This window comes from Porphyromonas sp. C0026D3 (assembly GCF_056590775.1).
The window spans coordinates 119,941-140,708 of sequence record NZ_JBWPWU010000007.1; the positions used below are offsets into that span (position 1 = coordinate 119,941).

Here is a 20,768-nt window from a genome sequence, read left to right on the forward strand (position 1 = left end):
GTCAAAAAGGGTGGGGCAGAGTGCGTATCTTGAGACAAATGAGTAATTTTGCCAAATAGGGTTTGGAGGGTGGCATATAGGAAAGAAACAAACAAGCGAATATGAAGACGGTAAAAGAGATACGCCAGGCGTACTTGGATTTTTTTGAAGCACGAGGACACCACATCATCCCCTCGGCTCCTATGGTGATCAAGGATGATCCTACCCTGATGTTTACGAACGCAGGGATGAACCAATTTAAGGACATCATCCTCGGCAATGCGCCGATCAAGTACTCCAGGATCGCGGATAGCCAGAAGTGTCTCCGTGTGAGTGGTAAGCACAATGACCTAGAGGAGGTCGGCAAGGATACGTACCACCACACTATGTTTGAGATGCTGGGCAACTGGTCTTTTGGGGACTACTTCAAGGCAGAGATCATCCCGTGGGCTTGGGAGCTGCTGACAGAGGTGTATGAGATCCCCAAGGATCGCCTGTATGTCACGATATTCGAGGGTGCGCCGTCGGAGGGCCTGGAGCGTGATGTCGAGGCCGGCAACCACTGGCGCAAGGTACTCTCGGAGGACCGAATCATCGATGGTAACAAGCATGACAACTTTTGGGAAATGGGTGAGACCGGCCCATGTGGCCCCTGCTCGGAGATCCATGTGGATATTCGTCCGGATAGCGAGCGAAAGAAAGTGGATGGCCGGACATTGGTCAATAAGGATCACCCCCAAGTGATAGAGATCTGGAATCTCGTATTCATGCAGTACAATCGCTTGGCAGATGGTAGCCTGCAACCCCTCCCCAATCGTGTGATAGATACCGGTATGGGTCTGGAACGACTCTGTATGGCTCTGCAAGGAAAGACAAGCAACTATGACACGGATGTCTTTCAGCCACTGATCCACAAGGTGGCACAGCTGAGTGGCATGGAGTATGGCAAAGTGGAGGAGGTGGATGTCGCTATGCGTGTGGTGGCCGACCATATCCGTACGATTGCGTTTTCGATCACCGATGGACAGTTGCCATCCAATGCCAAGGCAGGGTACGTGATCCGACGTATCTTGCGTCGTGCTGTTCGGTATGGCTATACATTCTTGGGTCAGAAAGAACCCTTCATGTACCGCTTGGTACCGACCTTGATCGAGTCTATGGGCGATGCGTATCCCGAGCTACGAGCCCAGGAGGAGATTATCTCCAGGGTCATCAAGCAAGAGGAGGCAACCTTTTTGCGGACACTGGCCACCGGTATACAGATGCTCCATGGCCATATAGCCGAGCTAAAAGCAGAGGGTAAGAGCAGGCTTGATGGTCGTGTGATCTTTGAGCTGTACGACACCTACGGATTTCCGGCCGACCTGACCGAGCTGATCCTCAGCGAACAAGGGCTGACAGCTGATCTGGAGGGATTCGAGGCGGAGATGCGCCAACAAAAAGAACGCGCCCGCAATGCCGCACACATTGATGCCACAGACTGGGTACAGCTGCAGGAGGGTGAGACACTCTTCGTCGGCTACGATCAGTCCGAGGCAGATACCGCCATCCTGCGCTACCGACAGGTCAAGAAAAACAATAAGGTCGCTTATCAGCTGGTCCTAGAGAATAGCCCATTCTATGCCGAGATGGGTGGTCAGGTGGGCGACACCGGAGTGCTGACCGGACTAGAGGATGGAGAAGAAATCCATGTAGTGGATACCATCCGCGAAAATAACCTACCGATCTGTGTGGTCAACAAGTTGCCGAACGATCCTTCGCAAGCCTTTAGGGCAACGATTGATCTCGACAAACGCCTGGCGACCGAGGCCAATCACTCCTGCACCCACTTGTTGCACTTGGCTCTACGACGGGTATTGGGTGATCATGTGGAACAAAAAGGCTCATATGTATCGCCTACTGAGCTTCGCTTTGACTTCTCCCACTACTCCAAGCTGACACCTGAGGAGATCCGCCGAGTGGAGGAGCTGGTGACGGAGATGATCCGTGCCGACTACCGCCAAGAGGAGTTTAGAGAAGTGCCGATAGCCCAAGCCAAGAAGATGGGAGCTATGGCACTGTTTGGTGAGAAGTATGGAGAGGAAGTGAGGGTCATCAAGTACGGGGATTCGGTCGAGCTCTGTGGTGGCACGCACATACCATCCACCGGAATGATCGGTACTTTCAGGATTATCAGCGAGGGATCTATTGCGGCAGGGATCCGTCGTATACAGGCTGTGACTGCGCGTGGTGCCGAGGAGTATCTGTACAGTCGTGAGGATGAGCTCATGGCGATCAGGAGTCTGCTGACCGGCAACAATACCGAAGCCGCAGTACGCAAGCTGATCGACGAAAACAATGAACTGAAAAAGAGCCTCAAAGAAGCTGAAGATCTCCGCAAGAAACAACTCATAGAGCGACTCAGCACCCAGCCCGAAAACCACCACGGTATCCTACTCTTTGCCCCGACTGAAAACATGACACCGGCTCTGGCCAAGGATATTGCCTTTGCCCTAAAGGCACTGCATCCCGAGGAGGATATGGCCTTCTTGGCCGGATCGGTAGAGGGACCCAAAGCAACGCTCACCCTCCTACTCAGCGACAGCTTGGTCCAAAAAGGGCTCAATGCCGGTAACCTTGTCCGTGAAGCCGCCAAGTACATACAAGGTGGTGGCGGTGGACAACCGGGCTTTGCCACAGCAGGAGGCAAAAATCCGGCCGGGATCCATGATGCCCTGAGCCGGATAAAAGAGTTGATATGACCACTCCTCCGACGGACTATAAGCTACGAAAGACTCGACACGAACTGACTCGTGAGGTAAGCGACTACATTACTCTCATCCAAAAGGAGCAAGGTATCCGGGTATTTGTTGTCGCCGACGAAAATACCCAGTCCCTTCTGCCGGAGTTTCCTGTAGACCTAGTCCTAGGAGCAGGTGAGGAGTACAAGGATCTCCGGAGTGCTCATCGTATTTGGCTTAGTATGGCGAGCCGTGGTATCTGTCGCAACGATCTACTGCTTGCCATTGGTGGCGGGACAGTGACCGATATCTGTGGCTTTGTGGCCGCCAACTACAAGCGTGGTTGTCGCTTGGCCTTCATCCCGACGACACTCCTTGCACTCATCGATGCCTCCGTAGGGGGCAAGTGTGGGGTGGATCTGCCGATGCAATCCTCAGATCAAAATATCAAAAACTTACTTGGTACCTTTTACCCACCTGAGGTGGTTTTTGGGTGTGTTGAGCTGGTGCGGGAGCCACGTCACCTATTCCAGGAGGGATTGGCCGAAGCTATCAAGTGCTATTGTCTTTTTTCCAAAGACCCCGCAGCTCTCTTCTCAGCGGATGCCGATCTCTATGAGATGGTACGCCGGTGCATTGAGTACAAGCAGAGCTTGGTGGAGCAAGACCCCTACGATCGGTCGGTGCGTCAGTACCTCAATCTAGGGCACACAGTAGGCCATGCACTGGAGGGGCTGGCATTGGCGGACGGGCGACCGATCTCCCATGGTCGGGCTGTTGCGGCTGGTCTGGTCATAGAGGGATATTTCTCATACGTATTGGAGGGCTTCCCGCAGGGGCACCTCCTACGTTTGGGAGAGTGGGTACAGAGTTTTATCGCTCCGGTTCACTTTAGTTGCGACGACTACGATCGCCTCTGGGCACATGCGCTTCAGGACAAAAAGAACCTCACCAACCCCAAAGGTCAAGTCACCTGCACGCTACTCAAAGACTTTGGCGCACCCCTGTACGGAGCAGGTGTAGGGCGCAAACTATGGAATGAAGGCTTGGACTTTTACAAGGACTTGATGCGTATATGACCCATCGCCTAGCCACTTTCGTACTCTTCGTACTATGCACCATAGCTTCGGCACTTGGCCAGGAGAGGAGTCTGAGAGCCGGCGACTGGAGCGGTCAGGGATGGGAGGGTGACGTGGGGTTCTTTCGTGAGAGCAACGGACTGCTGAGCTATCGTAACGATGACCAAGCAGGTGTCGCAACCATCTCCAAACCCTACCAAAAAAGCCCATCCGGCCTCCTATACTGGGAGATGCAGACCCGGTTTGATGCCCTGCCCACCACTGTCAACACCTTTGTTTGGACCCTCTTTTTCCAAAAGCACCTCGGTACCCTCTACGCCTACTCCCTAGAGCCCGCCATACGAGGATCCGGCCTCTTACTCACTCGCTACACCACAGATGCGGAGCGGAGGACTTTTACCGACCGGACCATCCTGGCCACCCTACCCTTGGACGACCGACTAACCACCTGGGGTGCTCTCACGATACAAGCACTCTACACCGCACACGACGGCCTCAGGGTCTCTGCCATCCAGCCGAATGGCACCACATTCACCGCCGATCCGATCACCACTATAGCAGATGAGGAGATCATGACCATCATGACCCTCCGTACACGCTTCTCTGCCAAAAAGAAGCTCAAGTACAGCTGGATCCTACCGAGAGTGGAGACCACTCTCGGCAAGGAGACACCCGAGCTCACCTATACCGACCTAAAGATCTATGACGAAGGGCGTATCTGCCTGCGTCTCGACCGAGTGGTACGAGTGGATCAGGCAGTGGCCACGGTCAGTGGTACAGCTGCATCCATCACCCTGGGCCAATCCTCCGATGAGATCATCCTCACTCTTCCTTTTGCCTTTGCCCAAGGGATGCGGTACGCTGTACGGGTCGAAAATCTACTTGATCTCCACGGCACACCGCACACCATCACGCTAGATTTTGAGGCCGAGTCCGACGACCCACAGGAGCAAAACCGACCCCAGGCCCCCGGTATCTTCATCACCGAGATCATGGCCGATCCACCCACCACTGGGCCACTGGCCGGCACAGCCTACATCGAGCTATACAATGCCACCCCCGAGACCATCTCCCTCGGTGCCCTACGCCTGCAGTACAAGCGACGTACTTACCGACTTCCGGCCGTGGCACTTGCCCCATACAGCTACGCACTCCTCTATCCTATGGGGTCGGCGATATTTGCCCAAGGCGTGCAGGTCCCGATGCCCGACTTTCCGGCCCTCGCCGGAGCAAGGTTCGACCTCAGCCTCGAGGCCCTCTCCGATGGTTGTATACTCGACCATGTCCACTTCTCCTCCGCACTCTACGGAGTGGGACTACCCGTCGGTGGTGCCTCGGTAGAGCGAGTGAGCATGCGTCCGGCAGAGTGGAGACGATCCGACGCGCCACAAGGCGGTACCCCAGGCTCTCCATCGACCATGAGAGCCCACAAGCCGATCCAAAAACAATCGGTCATCATCAACGAACTGATGCTCTCCCCCGAGCCGACAGGCGAAAAATACATTGAGCTCTACAACAACTCCGATACCGAGCTCAATCTCAGCGATCTCTACCTCACCTACCGAAATACCCCCACAGCCGCTCCCAAGAGTTGGCTCCTCGTCACCCAGCCCACTCCACTTGCACCGGGTGCTTATGTCGTCCTCTGTCCCTACCCCGATGCACTACCCCGCATACACGAGCAGACCGACCCCAAAACCTATATCGAGCGAATCGACTTCCCATCACTCAGCCCCACCTACACCGAGCTGACACTTGTCAGCCACAGAGGTGGGGTTGTCGTTGACGAAGCCATCTACCGCCGTCAGTGGCTGGGAGCCACCTCGGGAGAGCGCAGCCACCACTCGCTGGAGCGACTGGCACCCGACACCGATGGGCGGCAACAAAAATCCTGGTCACGATCCGCACAAGGCGGTACTCCCGGGGTACGTAACCACCCACTGGATACCGATGACAGCACGGCCGCCGACTGGCCCGAGAGCCAAGCACTCACCCCCGGCCGCCTTCTATACTATGCGACCAAGTACTCCGATCTCCTCACCATAGATCTCTACCACACCACAGGGATTCCGATCCTCACAGTACGCCAAAAACAAGCCACAGAGCTCCTCCACCACCTTATGGCCAATACTGCGCCACTCCCCACACTGCTGTACATTATCCGAGTCACCATAGCCCCTCCGCGAGAAGGGCTGGCACCCATCGACTACACCGACAAGTGGATGCATGTCTCCGGCATCTGAGTAGACTGCCGGTCAGGAAAAGCCAACCGACGTTTTTTCCAAAAAAACACTAGATATATGGTAGATTTGTTGCACCCAACGACACGTATCGACTGTTTATGAAGCATTATCTATCCCTTCTTTTTGCCTTGCTCCCTCTCTTGGTCTCTTGCCGAGAGGAGGTCAGAGCCTATGATGATCTCCTGACCCCACTCTACACTCCGGAGTATGCTTCGGGCTTTGAGCTATATGGGTTGGATGGCTACTCCGGCACCATCATTCGGTCCAAAAATCCTTGGCAGGGAGCCACGGATGAGGTGAGAGATGTCTTTGTGCAACGCGGAGACGAGGAGCCTCCCCGTGGTTTTAAGGGGTGTGTCGTCCCTGCAGATCCTCAGCGTATCGTGGTACTGAGCTCTAGCTACATAGGTATGCTGGATCGCTTGGGGCTGGCGGATCGTGTGGTGGGGGTCAGTGGATTGCCCTACGTGACCAATCCCTACATCAGCGATCCTGCGCATGGGGTGCGAGACATTGGCACTGTACCGGACTATGAGCTACTGCTGAGCCTCAAGCCGGATGTGGTGCTACTCTATGGTCTGGAGAGTGCCAATACAGTAGTCACGGACAAGCTCGATGAGCTGGGTATCCCGTACATCTACTTTGGCGAGTACCTGGAGGAGCATCCTCTGGGTAAGTGTGAGTGGATCGTTGTCGTCGGGGAGTTGATGGATCGTCGGGCCGCCGCCATGACCTACCAAGAGGAGGTCTGTCGCAGGTATCAGGCTGTGAAAGACCTGGCTAGTCGAGCAGACCACCGTCCCTCTGTGATGCTCAACCTCCCCTACAATGATGTCTGGCAGTTGCCACCGATGGCTTCGTTTCAGACAACGCTCCTCACCGATGCCGGGAGTAGCCCCTTCTACGGGCGTGAGGAGCGTGGAGTGATGTTGCGGATAGGTATGGAGACAGCACTGGAGTATCTGCAGGAGGCAGACTACTGGTTGCATCTTGGTATGCTGACCCGCTATGAGGAGTTGCCGGCGACCTTGCGCGAGCACGCCTCCAATATCAAGTCGATACGTGAGGACCACCTCTACAACAATAATCGTATCTCCAATGCCGCCGGTGGCAATGCCTACTTCGAGACCGGCCCTGTGGAGCCGGATGTGATTCTCTCCGACCTGGTCTCGATCTTTCATCCGGGCCTTGTCGAGCACAAGCCGGTGTACTACCGGCAGATTGCGGTAAAGTAGCTTTTTGCCCCCCTTCTCTCTCTTTTGATCCCGTGGCTGTTTTGGACCCAAAGTCTCGTTTTCGCTTTTTATTCCCTCTCTTGGTACTGGCACTTGTCCTGCTGACACTCGTGGACTTGATGGTCGGTGATCGCCTGTGCACCCCGTGGGAGCTTGCGCGCGCACTCTGTACGGATGGCGACCCCACACTCCGGCATATCCTGCTCTCCGTCCGGGGGACACGGACGGTGGTGGCGGTGCTGATAGGGATTGCCCTTCCGTTCTGTGGGCTGATGATGCAGACGGTCTTTCAAAATCCCCTGGCAGATCCCTACATACTGGGAGTAAGCAGTGGTACTGGGCTGGGAGTGGCCCTTTTTGTTCTCGGGGTGCCGTTGCTGGGGTTGCCTATCAGCAGCCTAGGGGTACTGGGGTCGGGCTTTTTGGGTGCACTGGCTGTGGTGCTACTGATCTTGACCCTCAGCCGGCGGATTGGCAATATATTTGGGGTGCTGATCATTGGGGTGATGCTCAGCTATGTGGTCTCCTCTGTGATCCAAATCCTCCAATACTACTCCTCGGCAGAGCAGTTGCGACTCTTTACCCTCTGGAGCCTGGGCTCTCTCGGTGGGGTGACTCGCACTCAGCTCTCTGTGATGTTGCCGATCCTACTCCTCGGTGTCGGCACCACGATTGCCTCCATCAAGTCGCTCAACCTCCTACTCCTCGGGGACTACTATGCCGAGAGTATGGGGCTCAATATCCGTCGCAGCCGACTCCTCATCCTAGGCAGTACCGCTCTGATGACTGGTGCGGTCACCGCCTTTTGTGGTCCGATAGGCTTCATCGGACTGGCCGTCCCTCACGTGGCACGCTACCTCGTGCGGAGTGCGGATCATCGGGTACTGCTACCGGCGACAGCACTCCTCGGCAGCTGCGCCATGCTCCTGTGCAATACGCTGGCAAAGCTCTTCTTGATCCCGATCAACTCTGTCACGGCACTCCTAGGGGTGCCGATCATACTCGGAGTGATACTCAAGCAGCTCAACTACCGCTGACCCACCACCCCTCTCTCCCTCCTTCCAAAAAGACACCATGCAGCTCCACCTCGATCAGATCACAGTCGGCTACCCGGGGCATCCGCTTGTCCCCACCGCCTCAGCGAACCTCTCCTCCGGCTCACTCACCGCACTCCTTGGGCGCAATGCGGCCGGCAAGAGTACCCTGCTCCGCCATATCTCCGGGGCACTCCCATTGCTTGGTGGATGCATCACACTGGATGGGCAAGATACCGCAGAGCTCTCGCCTCATGAGCGTGCATTGCTGATCAGTGTGGTCAATACCAAAAGGGTACGAGACCCCCTCATGACGGCCACTGACCTGGTCGCACTCGGACGATCCCCCTATACCGACTGGATGGGAACGCTAAAGGAGAACGATCGAGAAAAAGTGGACGAAGCACTGCGACTCACCGGCATGTCCGGACACGAGAGACACACCCTGGCGACCATGAGTGATGGAGAGCTGCAGAGAGTGATGATCGCACGAGCCTTGGCCCAAGATACACCGGTGATTTTGCTGGACGAGCCTACCGCCTTTTTGGACCTCCCCAATCGCTACGAGATTGCTCTCCTGCTACGTGAGATAGCACACCGACAGCAGAGGCTCATTATCTTCAGCACCCATGAGCTGGACATTGCCTTTCAGCTCTGCGACTCGATCCTACTCTTGTCGCCCCCTGAGCTTTACCACCTACCCACCCCCGATATGGCCGAGTCCGGCCTGGTGGATCGGCTCTTTGAGGGCCCCAATGTGCGCTTTGACAGCCGGACCGCCCGCCTCTACTTCAAGTAGGCAAAAAAGGACTGCTCCCCGGCCATCTCGGTACGGACAAATAGGAAAAACTCAACGAGCGGGGGCGAAAAGTCCTCCCCATGTAGATCCAAACTTTTTCCTCCGGCCGAAAAAGTCCAAATCACACTGTGATTTATTCAGATCACTATGTGATTTATTCAAATCACTAAGTGGTTTCTTCAAATCACACAGTGATTTTATCTTTTTCTCCGACACACGTACCTTTTTCTCCGACACGGTCGTTTTTTCCCCTTGAAAAAAACTATCTTTGTAGATGCCGAGTTTGCGGTGTGTCCCGTATCGGCGACTCTATGAGTGTCCACCTTGTACGGTGTGCACAGTGGTGACCAACATTATGATAGCTATGAATCCGGTAATCGAGATCAATGATCTACACAAGACCTACCCCGGAGTGCAGTCTCTGCATGTCCTCAAGGGGGTCTCACTGCGCATAGACAATGGGGAGATGGTGGCTCTGATGGGGGCCAGTGGATCGGGCAAGAGTACGCTCCTCAATATCCTCGGGATACTCGACACGTATGATGCAGGCTCCTATCACCTGAGTGGCAAGCTGATTCGGGATTTGGACGAAAACAGTGCGGCCGAGATGCGGGGGAGGCACATTGGGTTTGTGTTTCAGTCGTTTAATCTCATCAGCTTCAAGAACGCCCTAGAAAATGTGGCTCTGCCACTCTACTACCGAGGGGTCTCCCACAAAGTGCGCAACAAGCTGGCAGAGGAGTATCTGGACAAAGTGGGGCTTCTGGACTGGAAGGAGCACCTCCCCAATGAGCTGTCGGGCGGACAAAAGCAGAGAGTCTCCCTGGCAAGAGCACTGATCACCAAGCCGACCATACTCCTTGCCGATGAGCCCACCGGAGCCCTGGACAGCACGACCACCATAGAGGTGATGAATCTGCTGAGGCAGGTGAATGAGGAGGGCGTGACCATGCTCATCGTCACGCACGAGCCGGCGGTGGCTGAGTGCTGCGAGCGCACGATACACATCAAGGACGGACTGATCGTCCGATAAGGAGGAGGATGAGGATGAGAGTGCCTTTTTTTCAAGAGCTGATCAACTCCCTACACAACAACGTCCTCCGGACCCTCCTCACCGGCTCGACGATAGCCTGGGGCATTACTCTGCTCATCGTGCTCTTGGGCGTGGGCGACGGGATCGAGAAGGGTATCACCCACACGGCCTACTCGACAGGGCTGGGGGATGTGCAGATGTCTCTCTATCTCAACAACGCCAATCGCCCCTACGGCGGGTACCAGGATGGGCGGGATCTGTACCTCTCGTCCCGACAGGTGCGGCAGCTGCAGTCCGGACAGGCGGCTCGCTACAGAGCGATAGAGCCCTGTTTTCAGAAAATAGGCAACATGGTCAGCACCGCCTATGGAGAGTCGGGGATGATGATCGGGACCATCACGGCGCGTGAGCAGATGTTCAACCAAGAGAGGTTGCTTTCGGGGCGACTCTTTACGCCTCGGGAGCATGAGCAGGCAGAGCGAGTGTGCCTTTTGCCGGACTATGAGGTGTCGCGACTGTTTGTGTCGGGGCAGGACCCGATAGGGCAGAGTGTGATCGTGTGGGGGGTGTCGTTTCGGGTCGTGGGGACACTGGAGTATAGCAACCCCTACATGGGGATGATGAAGATTCCATACAACACGTTTGTCGCCCTTTTCCCAAACGATGTCCTGAAGTACAAGATGCTGAACCTCTACCCTGTCACGAGGGATCAGGAGCTGCTGGCCCAGTGTGAGGAGGAGCTCAAAGCGGATGTGCGCCGTATGCTGACCGTGGATCCACAGGACGACCTGGCAGTGACTGTCAGGAGTACGTCAAGTGCGGAGAATGCGATGGCAAAGGCTTTTGTCGGCCTCAAGATCCTACTCTGGGTGATGGGTGTGGGGAGCTTGTCGATAGGCACGATAGGAGTGACCAATATCATGAGTGTCACGGTCGAGGAGCGTCGTCGCGAGATCGGCATCCGCAAGGCAATAGGCGCTCGCCCGAGGGATATCCTCACGCTGGTCCTCAGCGAGAGCCTGCTCTTGTCACTCTTTTTCGGAGTGATCGGCATAGGGATTGGCTACCTGTCGGTGGATATCATCGGTGACATGGTCGCTCGGCACGGCTGGGCCTCACGACCGATAATGATGGGCCTGGACAACACGACGCAGATCACGATCTTTAGGGACCCTCAGGTCAGCCCCGGGATGGCTCTCGGTGCTCTGTGCGTACTGGTCGTTGCCGGATTGTGGGCCGGCTATGGGCCGGCCAAGAAGGCGGTCCGGATACCTGCAGTGGTGGCTATGAGGGATAAGTAAGCGGGCAACATGATGAAGCGGTTTTTGAATCACGAAGTACGTCAGGAGATCTGGTACACGATCCGTGCCAATAAGCGTCGCACACTGATGACAAGCCTGGGGGTCTTTGCGGGGATGTTTTTCTTCACCTTCCTGACCGGCATTGGGCAGGGGATCGAAAACTCCATCAGAGCCAATCTGGAGACCAGTTCGTCCGAGATGCAGATGATTTTTGGCTCTCGCACCACAATGCCCTACCAAGGCTACAAAGCCAATCGGCAGATCACGACCACCTATGGCGACTTTCTCGCCCTAAAGAAGCAAGCGACCCTTATCGACAAAATAGAGGGGACAGCCGGATTTGGAGGCAGAGTGGACTCAAACACGACACGCGTAATAGCCAATGGCAAGAGCCAAGAAGAAAACGTCCAAGGGGTGTCCGCCGGCTACATACCCAATATCCTCCAAGCCATCGTGGTAGCCGGCCGATACATGCATCCCGACGAGATCGACAGAGGCGAAAACATCTGCGTCATCGGGACAAACACCAGTGTGAAGTTCTTTGACACCTACGAGGAGGCAGTGGGGCAGTACATGATCATATCCGGTATCGCTTTTAGGATCGTTGGGGTGATGACACCCTACTCCGATGCCGCAAATATCGGATTCAACCTCAAGTACGTCACCTTGGTACCCCTTGTCTTTGCAGTCAACAACTCCCCCAACGCCGCCTGCCTGTTCCCATTTGTCCGCAAGCCCGGTGTGACTCCGGATGCTGCCGCCGATCAGATGATCACCCTCCTCTCCGCCCGCCACCATGTGCATCCGGAGGACAAAAAGGCCTTTGTGACGGTGAGTATGCAGATGATCACTCGTATCTTTGAGATGGTGGTCAACGTCATCAATGTCCTAGTCTGGGTAGTCGCACTGGGCACGCTCTTCTCTGGAGTAATCTCTGTGTCCAATATCCTCCTCGTCACAGTCAGAGAGCGACAGCGCGAGATCGGAGTGCGGCGCGCCATCGGTGCCAAGCCGTCGGATATCCGCTGGCAATTCATGCTCGAGTCCATCCTCATCATCCTCCTTGCCGGATCAGCGGGAATGCTTGTGGCGCTGACCCTGAACCTCGGGATCGGGGCCCTGGCTGATGCGACACAGCTGGGAAACTTCATCCAAGCCCCATACCCGTCGCCACTCATGATGGTGCTCTCGGTCATCATCATGCTGCTATCCGGACTGCTGGCCGGACTGCTACCGGTACACCAAGCACTAAAAATCAAGGCAATAGACGCCATAAGAGACGAATAATAATCCCCAAAATATCCCCCCAAAAGCTATGGCAAAGAATAGCAAAAGCAAAGTAATCTCCATCCTCCTCCGATGCCTCGTCGGCTTAGTGGCCATCGGCATACTCGGGCTGGTCCTCTCCAAGTCCAAGAAAAAAGAAAACGAGTACGAGCTACTGAGCCCCACACCGGGTGACAGCATCATTCACAGCACCATCCTGACCGGCAATATCCAGCCTCGAGACGAAGTGCTTGTCAAGCCACAGATGAGCGGTATCGTGGCTGAGCTGCTGCACCTACCGGGCGATATGGTCCGCGAGGGGGATCTGATAGCACGCATACGTATGATCCCGGACGTAGCCTCCGTCCAAAACGTAGCTTCACGAGTCGAGAGTGCGCGAGTGGCGCTCCGCACAGCATACGATGTCTACCGCCGCGACAGCCTGCTGATGGCCCAAAACATCCTCTCCGCAGAGCGCTACGAGCAGAGCAAAGGAGCCTACGACCGTGCGGTCATCGACCTCGTCACAGCACAGGAGCAACTACAGCTGGCCAGCAAAGGATCCAGCAACCGCACCGCCAACCAAAACAACACCCTCGTCCGCGCCACAGTGAGTGGGGTCATCCTGGATCAACCCGTGAAAGTCGGATCCAGTGTCATCCAGGCCAACAACTTCAACGAAGGCACCACCATCGTGAGCATTGCCGACCTAAACGACCTCCTTTTTGTCGGCAATGTCAACGAAAGCGATGTCAACAAAGTACAGGTAGGAGCTCAAGTCCGCCTCAAGGTAGGCGCCATCACCGGCCGGACCTATCCCGCAATCGTAGAGTACGTCTCTCCCAAAGGCAAAGAGACCACCGGCACCATACTATTTGAGGTCAAGGCGGCCCTACAAGCCGGTGACCTCAGCGACCTCAAAGCCGGATTTTCGTGCAACGCCGAAGTGGAGCTAGACCGTCGCACAGACGTCCTGACCATCCCCGAGAGTGCCATCTCCTACGAGGGCGACCAAGCCTACGTCTACCTCTCCAATGGAGGCAACACCGACAGTAGCTTCACCAAGCATGCCATCCAAGTCGGCCTCTCCGATGGACTAAAAATCGAAGTCCTATCCGGACTGAGTGGCACAGAAAAGCTCCGTGGAAACCTACTCAGCATCAAAAAATAAGCCGACCATGAGACCAGCCACCCACACCCTACTCCTCCTAGCGCTCCTCCTTGTACCGGCATCCCTATCGGCCCAGGAGCTCAAGCCCACCATGACCCTCGTGGAGTGCGTCGACTATGCACAGGCACACAGCCCACTGCTCCTATCACTCGACCCCAAAATCGAGAGCATGCGACTAAACGAAGCTCTCGCCACGCAAGCCTTTTTGCCCAACCTCAACGCCGGACTTGGACAAAATGCTTCCTTCGGCAGATCGCAGGGCAAGGATGGCGTCTTCCGTGACCTCTCCAACACCAACACCTCCCTATCCATCTCGGCACAGCTGGACCTCATACAAGGCGGTGCCAGGTGGTGGAGCCTGAAAAAAGCCAAAGAGACCCTCAAGACCACAGACTACCTCATCGCCGACACCAAGGACAACATCGCACTCAAGACCACCCAAGACTACATCACCCTACTCCTCGCAAGGCAGATGGTCACAGTGGCAAAAGAAAACCTCACCCTCTCCGAACAACAGCTCCACGAGACAGAGCGGCAGGTCACCGCAGGCAAGCTACCCGTCTCCAACCGTATTCAGGTACAGAGCCAAGTCGGACAAGCACGACTCACACTAGCCGAGGCCGAGGCCGATGCCGAGCGAGCCATGCGCCTACTCCTTCTGGGAATGGGCGTCACCGATCGTGCCACCACCCTCACCACACCACAGTACGCCATCGACCAAGTAGCCACCCACAACGACCAACTCTCCACCTGCCGGCGAGACCCACTATGGGTACGACCCGATACACGACTAGCCGAGCTCAACGCCAACCTAGCCGACTACGACATCAAGCGTGCCAAAGCAGCCTACTGGCCAGCACTCTCGCTCAACGCCGGATACTCCAACGGCTACTACTACAACTTTGGCACCCACCTCCTCACAAGCACCAACATCCCCTTTGCCGACCAACTCCGCCAAAATGGACGAACCTACGTCGGACTCTCACTCACCATCCCCATCTACAACAGAGGACAGCTCCAAGGACAGGTACGACAAGCCAAGCTCCTACAAATGAACCTCCGGACACAGTACATCCAAAAATCCTACCAAGACGAGCAAAACATACTCCTAGCCGAGTCCGACCTCCAAAAAGCACAAGGGCAGTGTACCCTATCGGCCGAAAACCTCAACCTCACACGCCAAGCACTCAATATCGCAGACCTGGAGTACCGAGCCGGCAAGATCACAACCTACGAGTGGGAGCAGGCCAAAAACAAACACATACAGGCACAAATACAGTACGCCACGTCCGTCTACACGAGGTTGCTCAGGAGCATCACCCTCCGATACTTCTATACCGGCCGACTAGACTTCTCCGAGGTATTAGCCGACTAATCCTCATACCACACCCTTTTTCCCCATCATTCGGACCAAGCAAAGAAGGGGGGCTTTTTTTTGAGAAGCAAATGGGAAAAAAACGACCGTGTCGGAGAAAAAGGTACGTGTGTCGGAGAAAAAGATAAAATCACTGTGTGATTTGAAGAAACCACTCAGTGATTTGAATAAATCACATAGTGATCTGAATAAATCACAGTGTGATTTGGACTTTTTCGACCGGAGAAAAAAGTTTGGATCTACATGGGGAGGACTTTTCGCCCCCGCTCGTTGAGTTTTTGGAGTTGGTGTGTTGCGGTGAAAGTGGGTAGGCTCAATTTACAAAGGGTGAGCTTTCGGACGAAAGCTCACCCTTTGTCTTTTTGCCCGCCACAGTCGGGGAAATATCGCTCCTCAAGTCTTTTGGGGGGATCGAGCGCTCCTCTTTAGCGCACGGAGAAGAAGAGCTTGTAGGTCATCATCGGTGTCAGGCCCTGTGTGTACATTGTCGAGTAGTCGCCCTTGCCGGGATCAAATAGGATGGACATGACGTTTTTGCGGTTGGTCACGTTTTGTAGGTCCAGTGCCCACTCTTGGGTGATGCGCCGGCTTATCCGGCGAGTGCCTATCTTTAGGTCCGCACGGAGGTAGGACTTGGCTTGGTGGGCATTGACTTGGGTCGTGTCGAGTCCCGGTACCTCTCGCCCCTCCTTGTCGGTGGTTATTCGTATGGGCGTGTAGCGGGTCCCTCCGGCACATGACGCTTTGAGGTCTGCAAAGAGAGCCCAGTGACGGGGTAGCTCCCACTCATACCCACCGGTGAGGTTGATCAGGTAGCGGCCATCGAAGAGGGTGCTCCACCACTCTTTTCGGAATCCGGTGGTATAGGTGGATCTGTAGAGTGATGTGTTGAGGAGGAGGTAGTAGTTGTCACCGAAAAACTTCTCCACCGTGAGCTCCACACCATAGTTTCGACCCCGTCCTTTGTTGACCAGGTTGCTCTGGCGCTCTAGGTAGTTTTGTCCGGCACCTCCGAGCTCCAGGAGTGTCCATATAGAGTTTGGGTCATTGACTACCGGCACTCGGTACAGCTCCTGATAGTAGCCCTCTATCTTGGCATGCCAGTCGGGTGCAAAAGCCCAGTCGTAGTAGAGATCCATCTGGGCACTGCGGGTGAAGTCGACCTTTTGGTTGCGGTATTCGATACCTTTGGGGCTGTAGTGGCGTATGAAGTAAAAGGAGTGCGGGAGTATCTGGCTGTAGAGCCCGGCTGCAAGTCCTATGGTGTGCGAGCGATCCGGCCGGTATTGTAGGCCCATACGGGGCTCGACGGTGTAGCGATGATTGATCGAGAGATACATACCATGCACTCCCATGGTGGCGGTCCAGTGGTCTCCTATATGCCGGCGATACTGTCCGTAGGTGCGCACCATGCCATAGTGCGGGCGCTCCTCGGTAAGCGTCTTCACTCCGCGAGCAAACTTGCTGTCGGCCACTTGCTCCAAGTAGTGTGCGCCAAAGAGGTCGCCTTTGATCCCCGCCACCACCAATCCCTCACGAGTGGGGTGCCACGTGAGCTCCGAGCGTAAGGTCCACCTATTTTCCAGTGCGGCCTCCGCCCATAGGAGGTGCCACGTATCTGAGGGGTCTCTCCGGAGGCTCATGGTGTCCACCGGCATGCCGGTATCCGAGCGTACAAAGGAGAGCTGTGTGCGGAGAGCTGTGCGAGGCGAAAACTGCACCTCGTGTGTCAGCCCGGCTACGTAGGCTGTCGAATTGATCGCTATGCGCTGTGCGAAGGAGAGCTTGTCGTAGTCGCTCCCCTCTCCCAGCTCATTGGTCGCAAAGTGTATGTGACTCTTGCTGAACAGACCGACGAAGGAGAGGGTCTGCCCATGGCCCAAGTCAAAGTGAAGTTTCGTCGTGAAGTCCTGATAGCGCGGGACGAAGGGCATCCTGACCCCCATGGCGTGCATGATATCAGGGATGGAGTAGCGATAGGAGGCTAGGTAGGAGGATTGACTGCCCTTGCGCAGGTAGCCCTCGGCCCCGAGCTCCAGGCCCCCAAAGCCTGACTGTAACCAAAACTCTTGTCGCTCCGGATTGCCACGGCGTAGCTCTAGGTCAAAGATTCCCGAGAGGGCATTGCCATAGGTCGCCGGCCAAGCGCTCAGGTGAAAGTCCGAGTTGGTCAGCAGATTGGTATTCAGATAGCTCACCTGCCCACCGGTCATGCCGACGCCGGTATTGAAGTGGTTGGGGTTGCTGATCTCGATACCATCCAGCAGCCACTGCACTCCGGTAGGCGAGTTGCCGCGAATGATGATGTCGTTGCGAGAGTCGTTGACGGGCATGATGCCGGCAAAGCTACGGACCATGCGAGCCGGATCACCCAGCGAGCCGGCAAAGCGGTACGCCTCCTCGACGCTGAAGCTACGTGCTCCGGCCAGGCTAAGCCGATTGGTGGGGACACTCTTGTCGTATGGGGCTGTGACGACTACCTCTCCGAGCTTGGTCTCTGTGGGTGTCAGGACTATCCGGAGGACACTCTGCTTGCCGGCTACGACGAGTAGCTCCACATCCTGCGACTCATATCCTACGCAACTGACCAATAAAGCGTTGCGGCCAACAGGCAGCCGGAGCGAAAACTTTTGGTCCACACCGGTAACCGTGCCTATGGGTGGGTTGCTCCCACGCCGCACGACCGTGGCTCCGATGATTGTGTCGCCGGGTAGTGCGGAGACGATCTCTCCACGCACCTCTTGGGTGAATGGTGCTTGAGCCCTCAGCTGAGTCGATGAGGCAAGAATAGGAGTGAGCAGTAAGAAGAGTCTAATGAGGTGTCGCATAGTTCCTTGAGTGCGTTGTTGAATGGCATCGCAAAGGTACAAAAACGACTCAATTATGGGGGCAAAACGACAGGTTTAACTCCTTTACTCTGTCTCTGACCTCCAAGTCTGATCCGAATAAAGGCTACTACTATTTGGCGGTGGCGGTGGTCACTTTGCCACAGCTCCGCAGTGCCTCAAGGATCAGCTCCACAGAGGCCGGGATACCGTATCGGTCGGAGGCTATGACGAGGTCGTAGTTGAGTGCATCGGACCAGTTGCGCCCGGTATAGTGCTTGCTGTAGTAGGCGCGTTCACGGTTTCGTTGATTGATCAGGGCAGACGCTTCGCCCTCGGGTATACCGTACCTGTGGATCGCTCGCTCTCGCCTAAAGTTGGCCTCGGCATGCACAAAGACACTAAACAACCCCGGATAGCCCTTGAGGATATAGTCGGCGGCACGTCCCACGATCACACAGGGTCCTTTTTGGACCAGGTCGCGGATTACCTGTGTCTGGACCATGAAGAGAATGTCCTCGGGCGGATCCTCCTCGTTGACGTAGGCGTAGTTTTCACGGTAGAACTTATCGAAAAGGCTCGTCCGCAGTCTCTGCTCGTTTTCGGCCACGTATTCTTTGGTAAAGCCCGACTTTTCCGCTGTCAGGTCGATCAGCTCACTATCGTAGAGAGGCAGGCCCAGTACTTCGGCGAGTCGCTGCCCGATCTCATGGCCTCCGCTGCCGTACTCACGGGCAATGGTGAGGACAAAGTTGCCGGAAGCCACCGCCGAGTCGTCCGCAGTGGACACGACGGCCATCTGCTCCTCCTCTGAGGCGAGTGCTCGGTCGACAAAGGCGGTGTTGCGCTGGATCCATGCGATGATGTTGCCCACGAGCAGTGCGGAGAGCAGGGTGCCCTCGCGGACAGCCTGGATGCCCCCGACGAAGATGAGCGAAAGGAGTACGGCTGTGGCGGTGAGTGCGGAGTCGAATCCGGTCTTGGTCTTGCCAAAAGCGAGGCGGAAAGTGCGGGAGATGGCTAGCGTAAGCCCCTCAGCCGGCATGCAGGTCACGCCGGAGCGGACGGTCAGGAAGACCCCGACGGCCATCACAGCACAGCTCAGCAGTGCCAGTAGCAATTGTCCCAGGTAGTGGACGGGCAGTAGTCCCGAGAGGAGCCAGAGGTTTAGGTCCGTGAAGAGACCATAGAAGACTCCGGCCGGCACTTGCAATAGGTGACGTCTCCCAAACTCCTCTCGCAGGACTGCCCATTGCGCCAGGACAAAGAGGGTATTTATCAGGATCGTAAAGGTCCCCACGGTCAGAGCCGGTACGGCCAGGCTCAGCACATACGGAACAGACGACACCGGTGTCGTACCCAGCGACGACCGGATCGATAGGGCCACGCCCAACCCCATGATGTAGGCCCCCAGCACAAACATCAGCAGCCGGAGGGGCATCTTGTTTTGACGGATTGTATTCATAAAAAGGTTTGATGCTTCAGCCAGCATCCGAAATGTTGGTCCGAGAGAAACCCAGTATAGTCATAATAAATGAAAGAATCCACCTTGCACACACCCGACTACGGTCCGTCTCGGGCAGTGGTCCCGGGCTATCGGAGGTCTGTCTTTTTGGAGAAGTGGTCGAGGAGGCTATTGAGCTCCTTTTCATCGCCTTTTGGTGCGATGAAAAGGACATCGTCGGTGTCCAGCACCACATAGTTGTCGAGCCCGATGACGACCACTTGCTTGTCGGGGTTGGTGGTCTTGATGAGTGTGTCTGTGGATCGATCGTCGAAGATCATGCGGGGTCGTCCGGCCGGTACGGGGTCGTGTCGTTTGTGGGCTGTGTGCTTTTCGAGGTCGTGCAGGCTGGTCCAGGTCCCGACATCGCACCAGTCAAAGTCGGCCTGCATGGTGTAGACGTTTTGGGCTTTTTCCATGACACCGTAGTCGATCGAGATGGCCGGGCAGGCCTCAAATGCTCGGTTGACCAACTCGGTCTCTCCGGCTTGGAAAAACTGGTCGATCTCCGCAAAATGTATGGCCACCTCGGGTAGGTACTTCTCTATGGCATCGATGATGTCTCCGGCTTTCCAGACGAATATCCCGGAGTTCCAGAGGTATCGTCCGGAGGTCAGCATCTCCTTGGCTTGCTGCTCCTCGGGCTTTTCCTTGAAGGCTTTGATGGGACCCACACCGCCTTGCCGGATCATTTCGTCGGACATTTCGATGTATCCATAGGCGGTAGCGGGGTAGGTGGGTCGTATCCCTATGGTGAGGAGGACGCTGTTTTGGTGTACGTAGTGGATGGCCTGGTTGAGGGTTTTGTGAAAGGCCTCCTCATTGCCTATATAGTGATCGGACGGGCAGATGACCATGATGGCATCCGGATCTCTGTCGGCGATCCTGTATGCGGCATAGGCGATGGGTGGGGCTGTGTTTCGCCTCAGTGGCTCGGTGAGTACCTGTGAGGGCTGGATGGCCGGCAACTGCTGGAGTACCTCCGGCTCGTAGCGCTCACCGGTCATGACCATGAAGTGGTCAAAAGGTATGAGTGCCTCAAATCGGTCTGCTGTCTCTTGGAGCATGGATTTGCCGTTGCCCAGGATGTCCAAAAACTGCTTGGGCTTGTCTTCGCGGCTCAGGGGCCAGAATCGGGTGCCGGCACCTCCGGCCATGATCACGCAGTAGGCTATCTGGTTGGGGATCATACTCAGGGATTATT

General features: G+C 55.9%; 14 protein-coding genes. 11 read left to right on the forward strand and 3 right to left on the reverse strand.

What is annotated here, in order from left to right; genetic code table 11:
- The first annotated feature begins 101 nt into the window (after positions 1-101).
- The 11 genes from alaS to AC1EK1_RS07070 all read left to right on the forward strand — a co-directional run bounded on the left by alaS (position 102) and on the right by AC1EK1_RS07070 (position 15,235).
- Positions 102-2,720 carry an alanine--tRNA ligase gene (alaS, locus tag AC1EK1_RS07020; protein WP_480306391.1) on the forward strand — a complete coding sequence of 873 codons (2,619 nt, stop codon included), beginning with the start codon at positions 102-104 and terminating at the stop codon, positions 2,718-2,720.
- Positions 2,717-3,778 carry a 3-dehydroquinate synthase gene (locus AC1EK1_RS07025; RefSeq protein ID WP_480306393.1) on the forward strand — a complete coding sequence of 354 codons (1,062 nt, stop codon included), beginning with the start codon at positions 2,717-2,719 and terminating at the stop codon, positions 3,776-3,778. The genes alaS and AC1EK1_RS07025 overlap by 4 nt, the downstream gene beginning before the upstream one ends.
- Entirely contained in the window at positions 3,775-6,021 is a 2,247-nt protein-coding gene (locus tag AC1EK1_RS07030; protein ID WP_480306395.1) for a lamin tail domain-containing protein, read from the forward strand. Before AC1EK1_RS07025 ends, AC1EK1_RS07030 begins: the two co-directional genes overlap by 4 nt.
- 98 nt (positions 6,022-6,119) lie before the next feature.
- Entirely contained in the window at positions 6,120-7,256 is a 1,137-nt protein-coding gene (locus AC1EK1_RS07035) for an ABC transporter substrate-binding protein (protein ID WP_480306396.1), read from the forward strand.
- Positions 7,257-7,288: 32 nt separating this feature from the next.
- Positions 7,289-8,293 carry a FecCD family ABC transporter permease gene (locus AC1EK1_RS07040; protein ID WP_480307275.1) on the forward strand — a complete coding sequence of 335 codons (1,005 nt, stop codon included), beginning with the start codon at positions 7,289-7,291 and terminating at the stop codon, positions 8,291-8,293.
- A gap of 37 nt (positions 8,294-8,330) precedes the next feature.
- Positions 8,331-9,089 (forward strand): ABC transporter ATP-binding protein, encoded by a 759-nt coding sequence (locus tag AC1EK1_RS07045; protein WP_480306399.1) that lies wholly within the window; start codon positions 8,331-8,333, stop codon positions 9,087-9,089.
- A 364-nt stretch (positions 9,090-9,453) separates the two neighbouring features.
- Positions 9,454-10,122, forward strand: coding sequence for an ABC transporter ATP-binding protein (locus tag AC1EK1_RS07050; RefSeq protein ID WP_480306440.1), 669 nt, complete (start codon positions 9,454-9,456; stop codon positions 10,120-10,122).
- Between the two features lie 14 nt (positions 10,123-10,136).
- Positions 10,137-11,423, forward strand: a complete 1,287-nt coding sequence (locus AC1EK1_RS07055; RefSeq protein WP_480306401.1) for an ABC transporter permease — start codon at positions 10,137-10,139, stop codon at positions 11,421-11,423.
- A 9-nt stretch (positions 11,424-11,432) separates the two neighbouring features.
- The gene (locus AC1EK1_RS07060; RefSeq protein ID WP_480306402.1) at positions 11,433-12,710 is read left to right on the forward strand and encodes an ABC transporter permease; all 1,278 of its coding nucleotides are present in this window, start codon (positions 11,433-11,435) and stop codon (positions 12,708-12,710) included.
- Between the two features lie 28 nt (positions 12,711-12,738).
- Positions 12,739-13,860 carry an efflux RND transporter periplasmic adaptor subunit gene (locus AC1EK1_RS07065; protein WP_480306403.1) on the forward strand — a complete coding sequence of 374 codons (1,122 nt, stop codon included), beginning with the start codon at positions 12,739-12,741 and terminating at the stop codon, positions 13,858-13,860.
- A gap of 7 nt (positions 13,861-13,867) precedes the next feature.
- On the forward strand, positions 13,868-15,235 hold the full coding sequence (locus tag AC1EK1_RS07070) for a TolC family protein (RefSeq protein WP_480306404.1): 1,368 nt from the start codon (positions 13,868-13,870) through the stop codon (positions 15,233-15,235).
- A 425-nt stretch (positions 15,236-15,660) separates the two neighbouring features.
- Here the strand turns inward: AC1EK1_RS07070 and AC1EK1_RS07075 are convergent, their stop codons facing one another.
- The 3 genes from AC1EK1_RS07075 to AC1EK1_RS07085 form a co-directional block, all read right to left on the reverse strand.
- Entirely contained in the window at positions 15,661-18,063 is a 2,403-nt protein-coding gene (locus AC1EK1_RS07075; RefSeq protein WP_480306406.1) for a TonB-dependent receptor, read from the reverse strand.
- A gap of 130 nt (positions 18,064-18,193) precedes the next feature.
- A complete protein-coding gene (locus AC1EK1_RS07080) occupies positions 18,194-19,525 on the reverse strand; it encodes a DUF6198 family protein (RefSeq protein WP_480306407.1) in 1,332 nt (443 codons plus the stop codon).
- A 128-nt stretch (positions 19,526-19,653) separates the two neighbouring features.
- Positions 19,654-20,754: a mannose-1-phosphate guanylyltransferase gene (locus AC1EK1_RS07085; protein WP_480306408.1), complete on the reverse strand. Its 1,101-nt coding sequence runs from the start codon at positions 20,752-20,754 to the stop codon at positions 19,654-19,656.
- Positions 20,755-20,768: the final 14 nt, after the last annotated feature.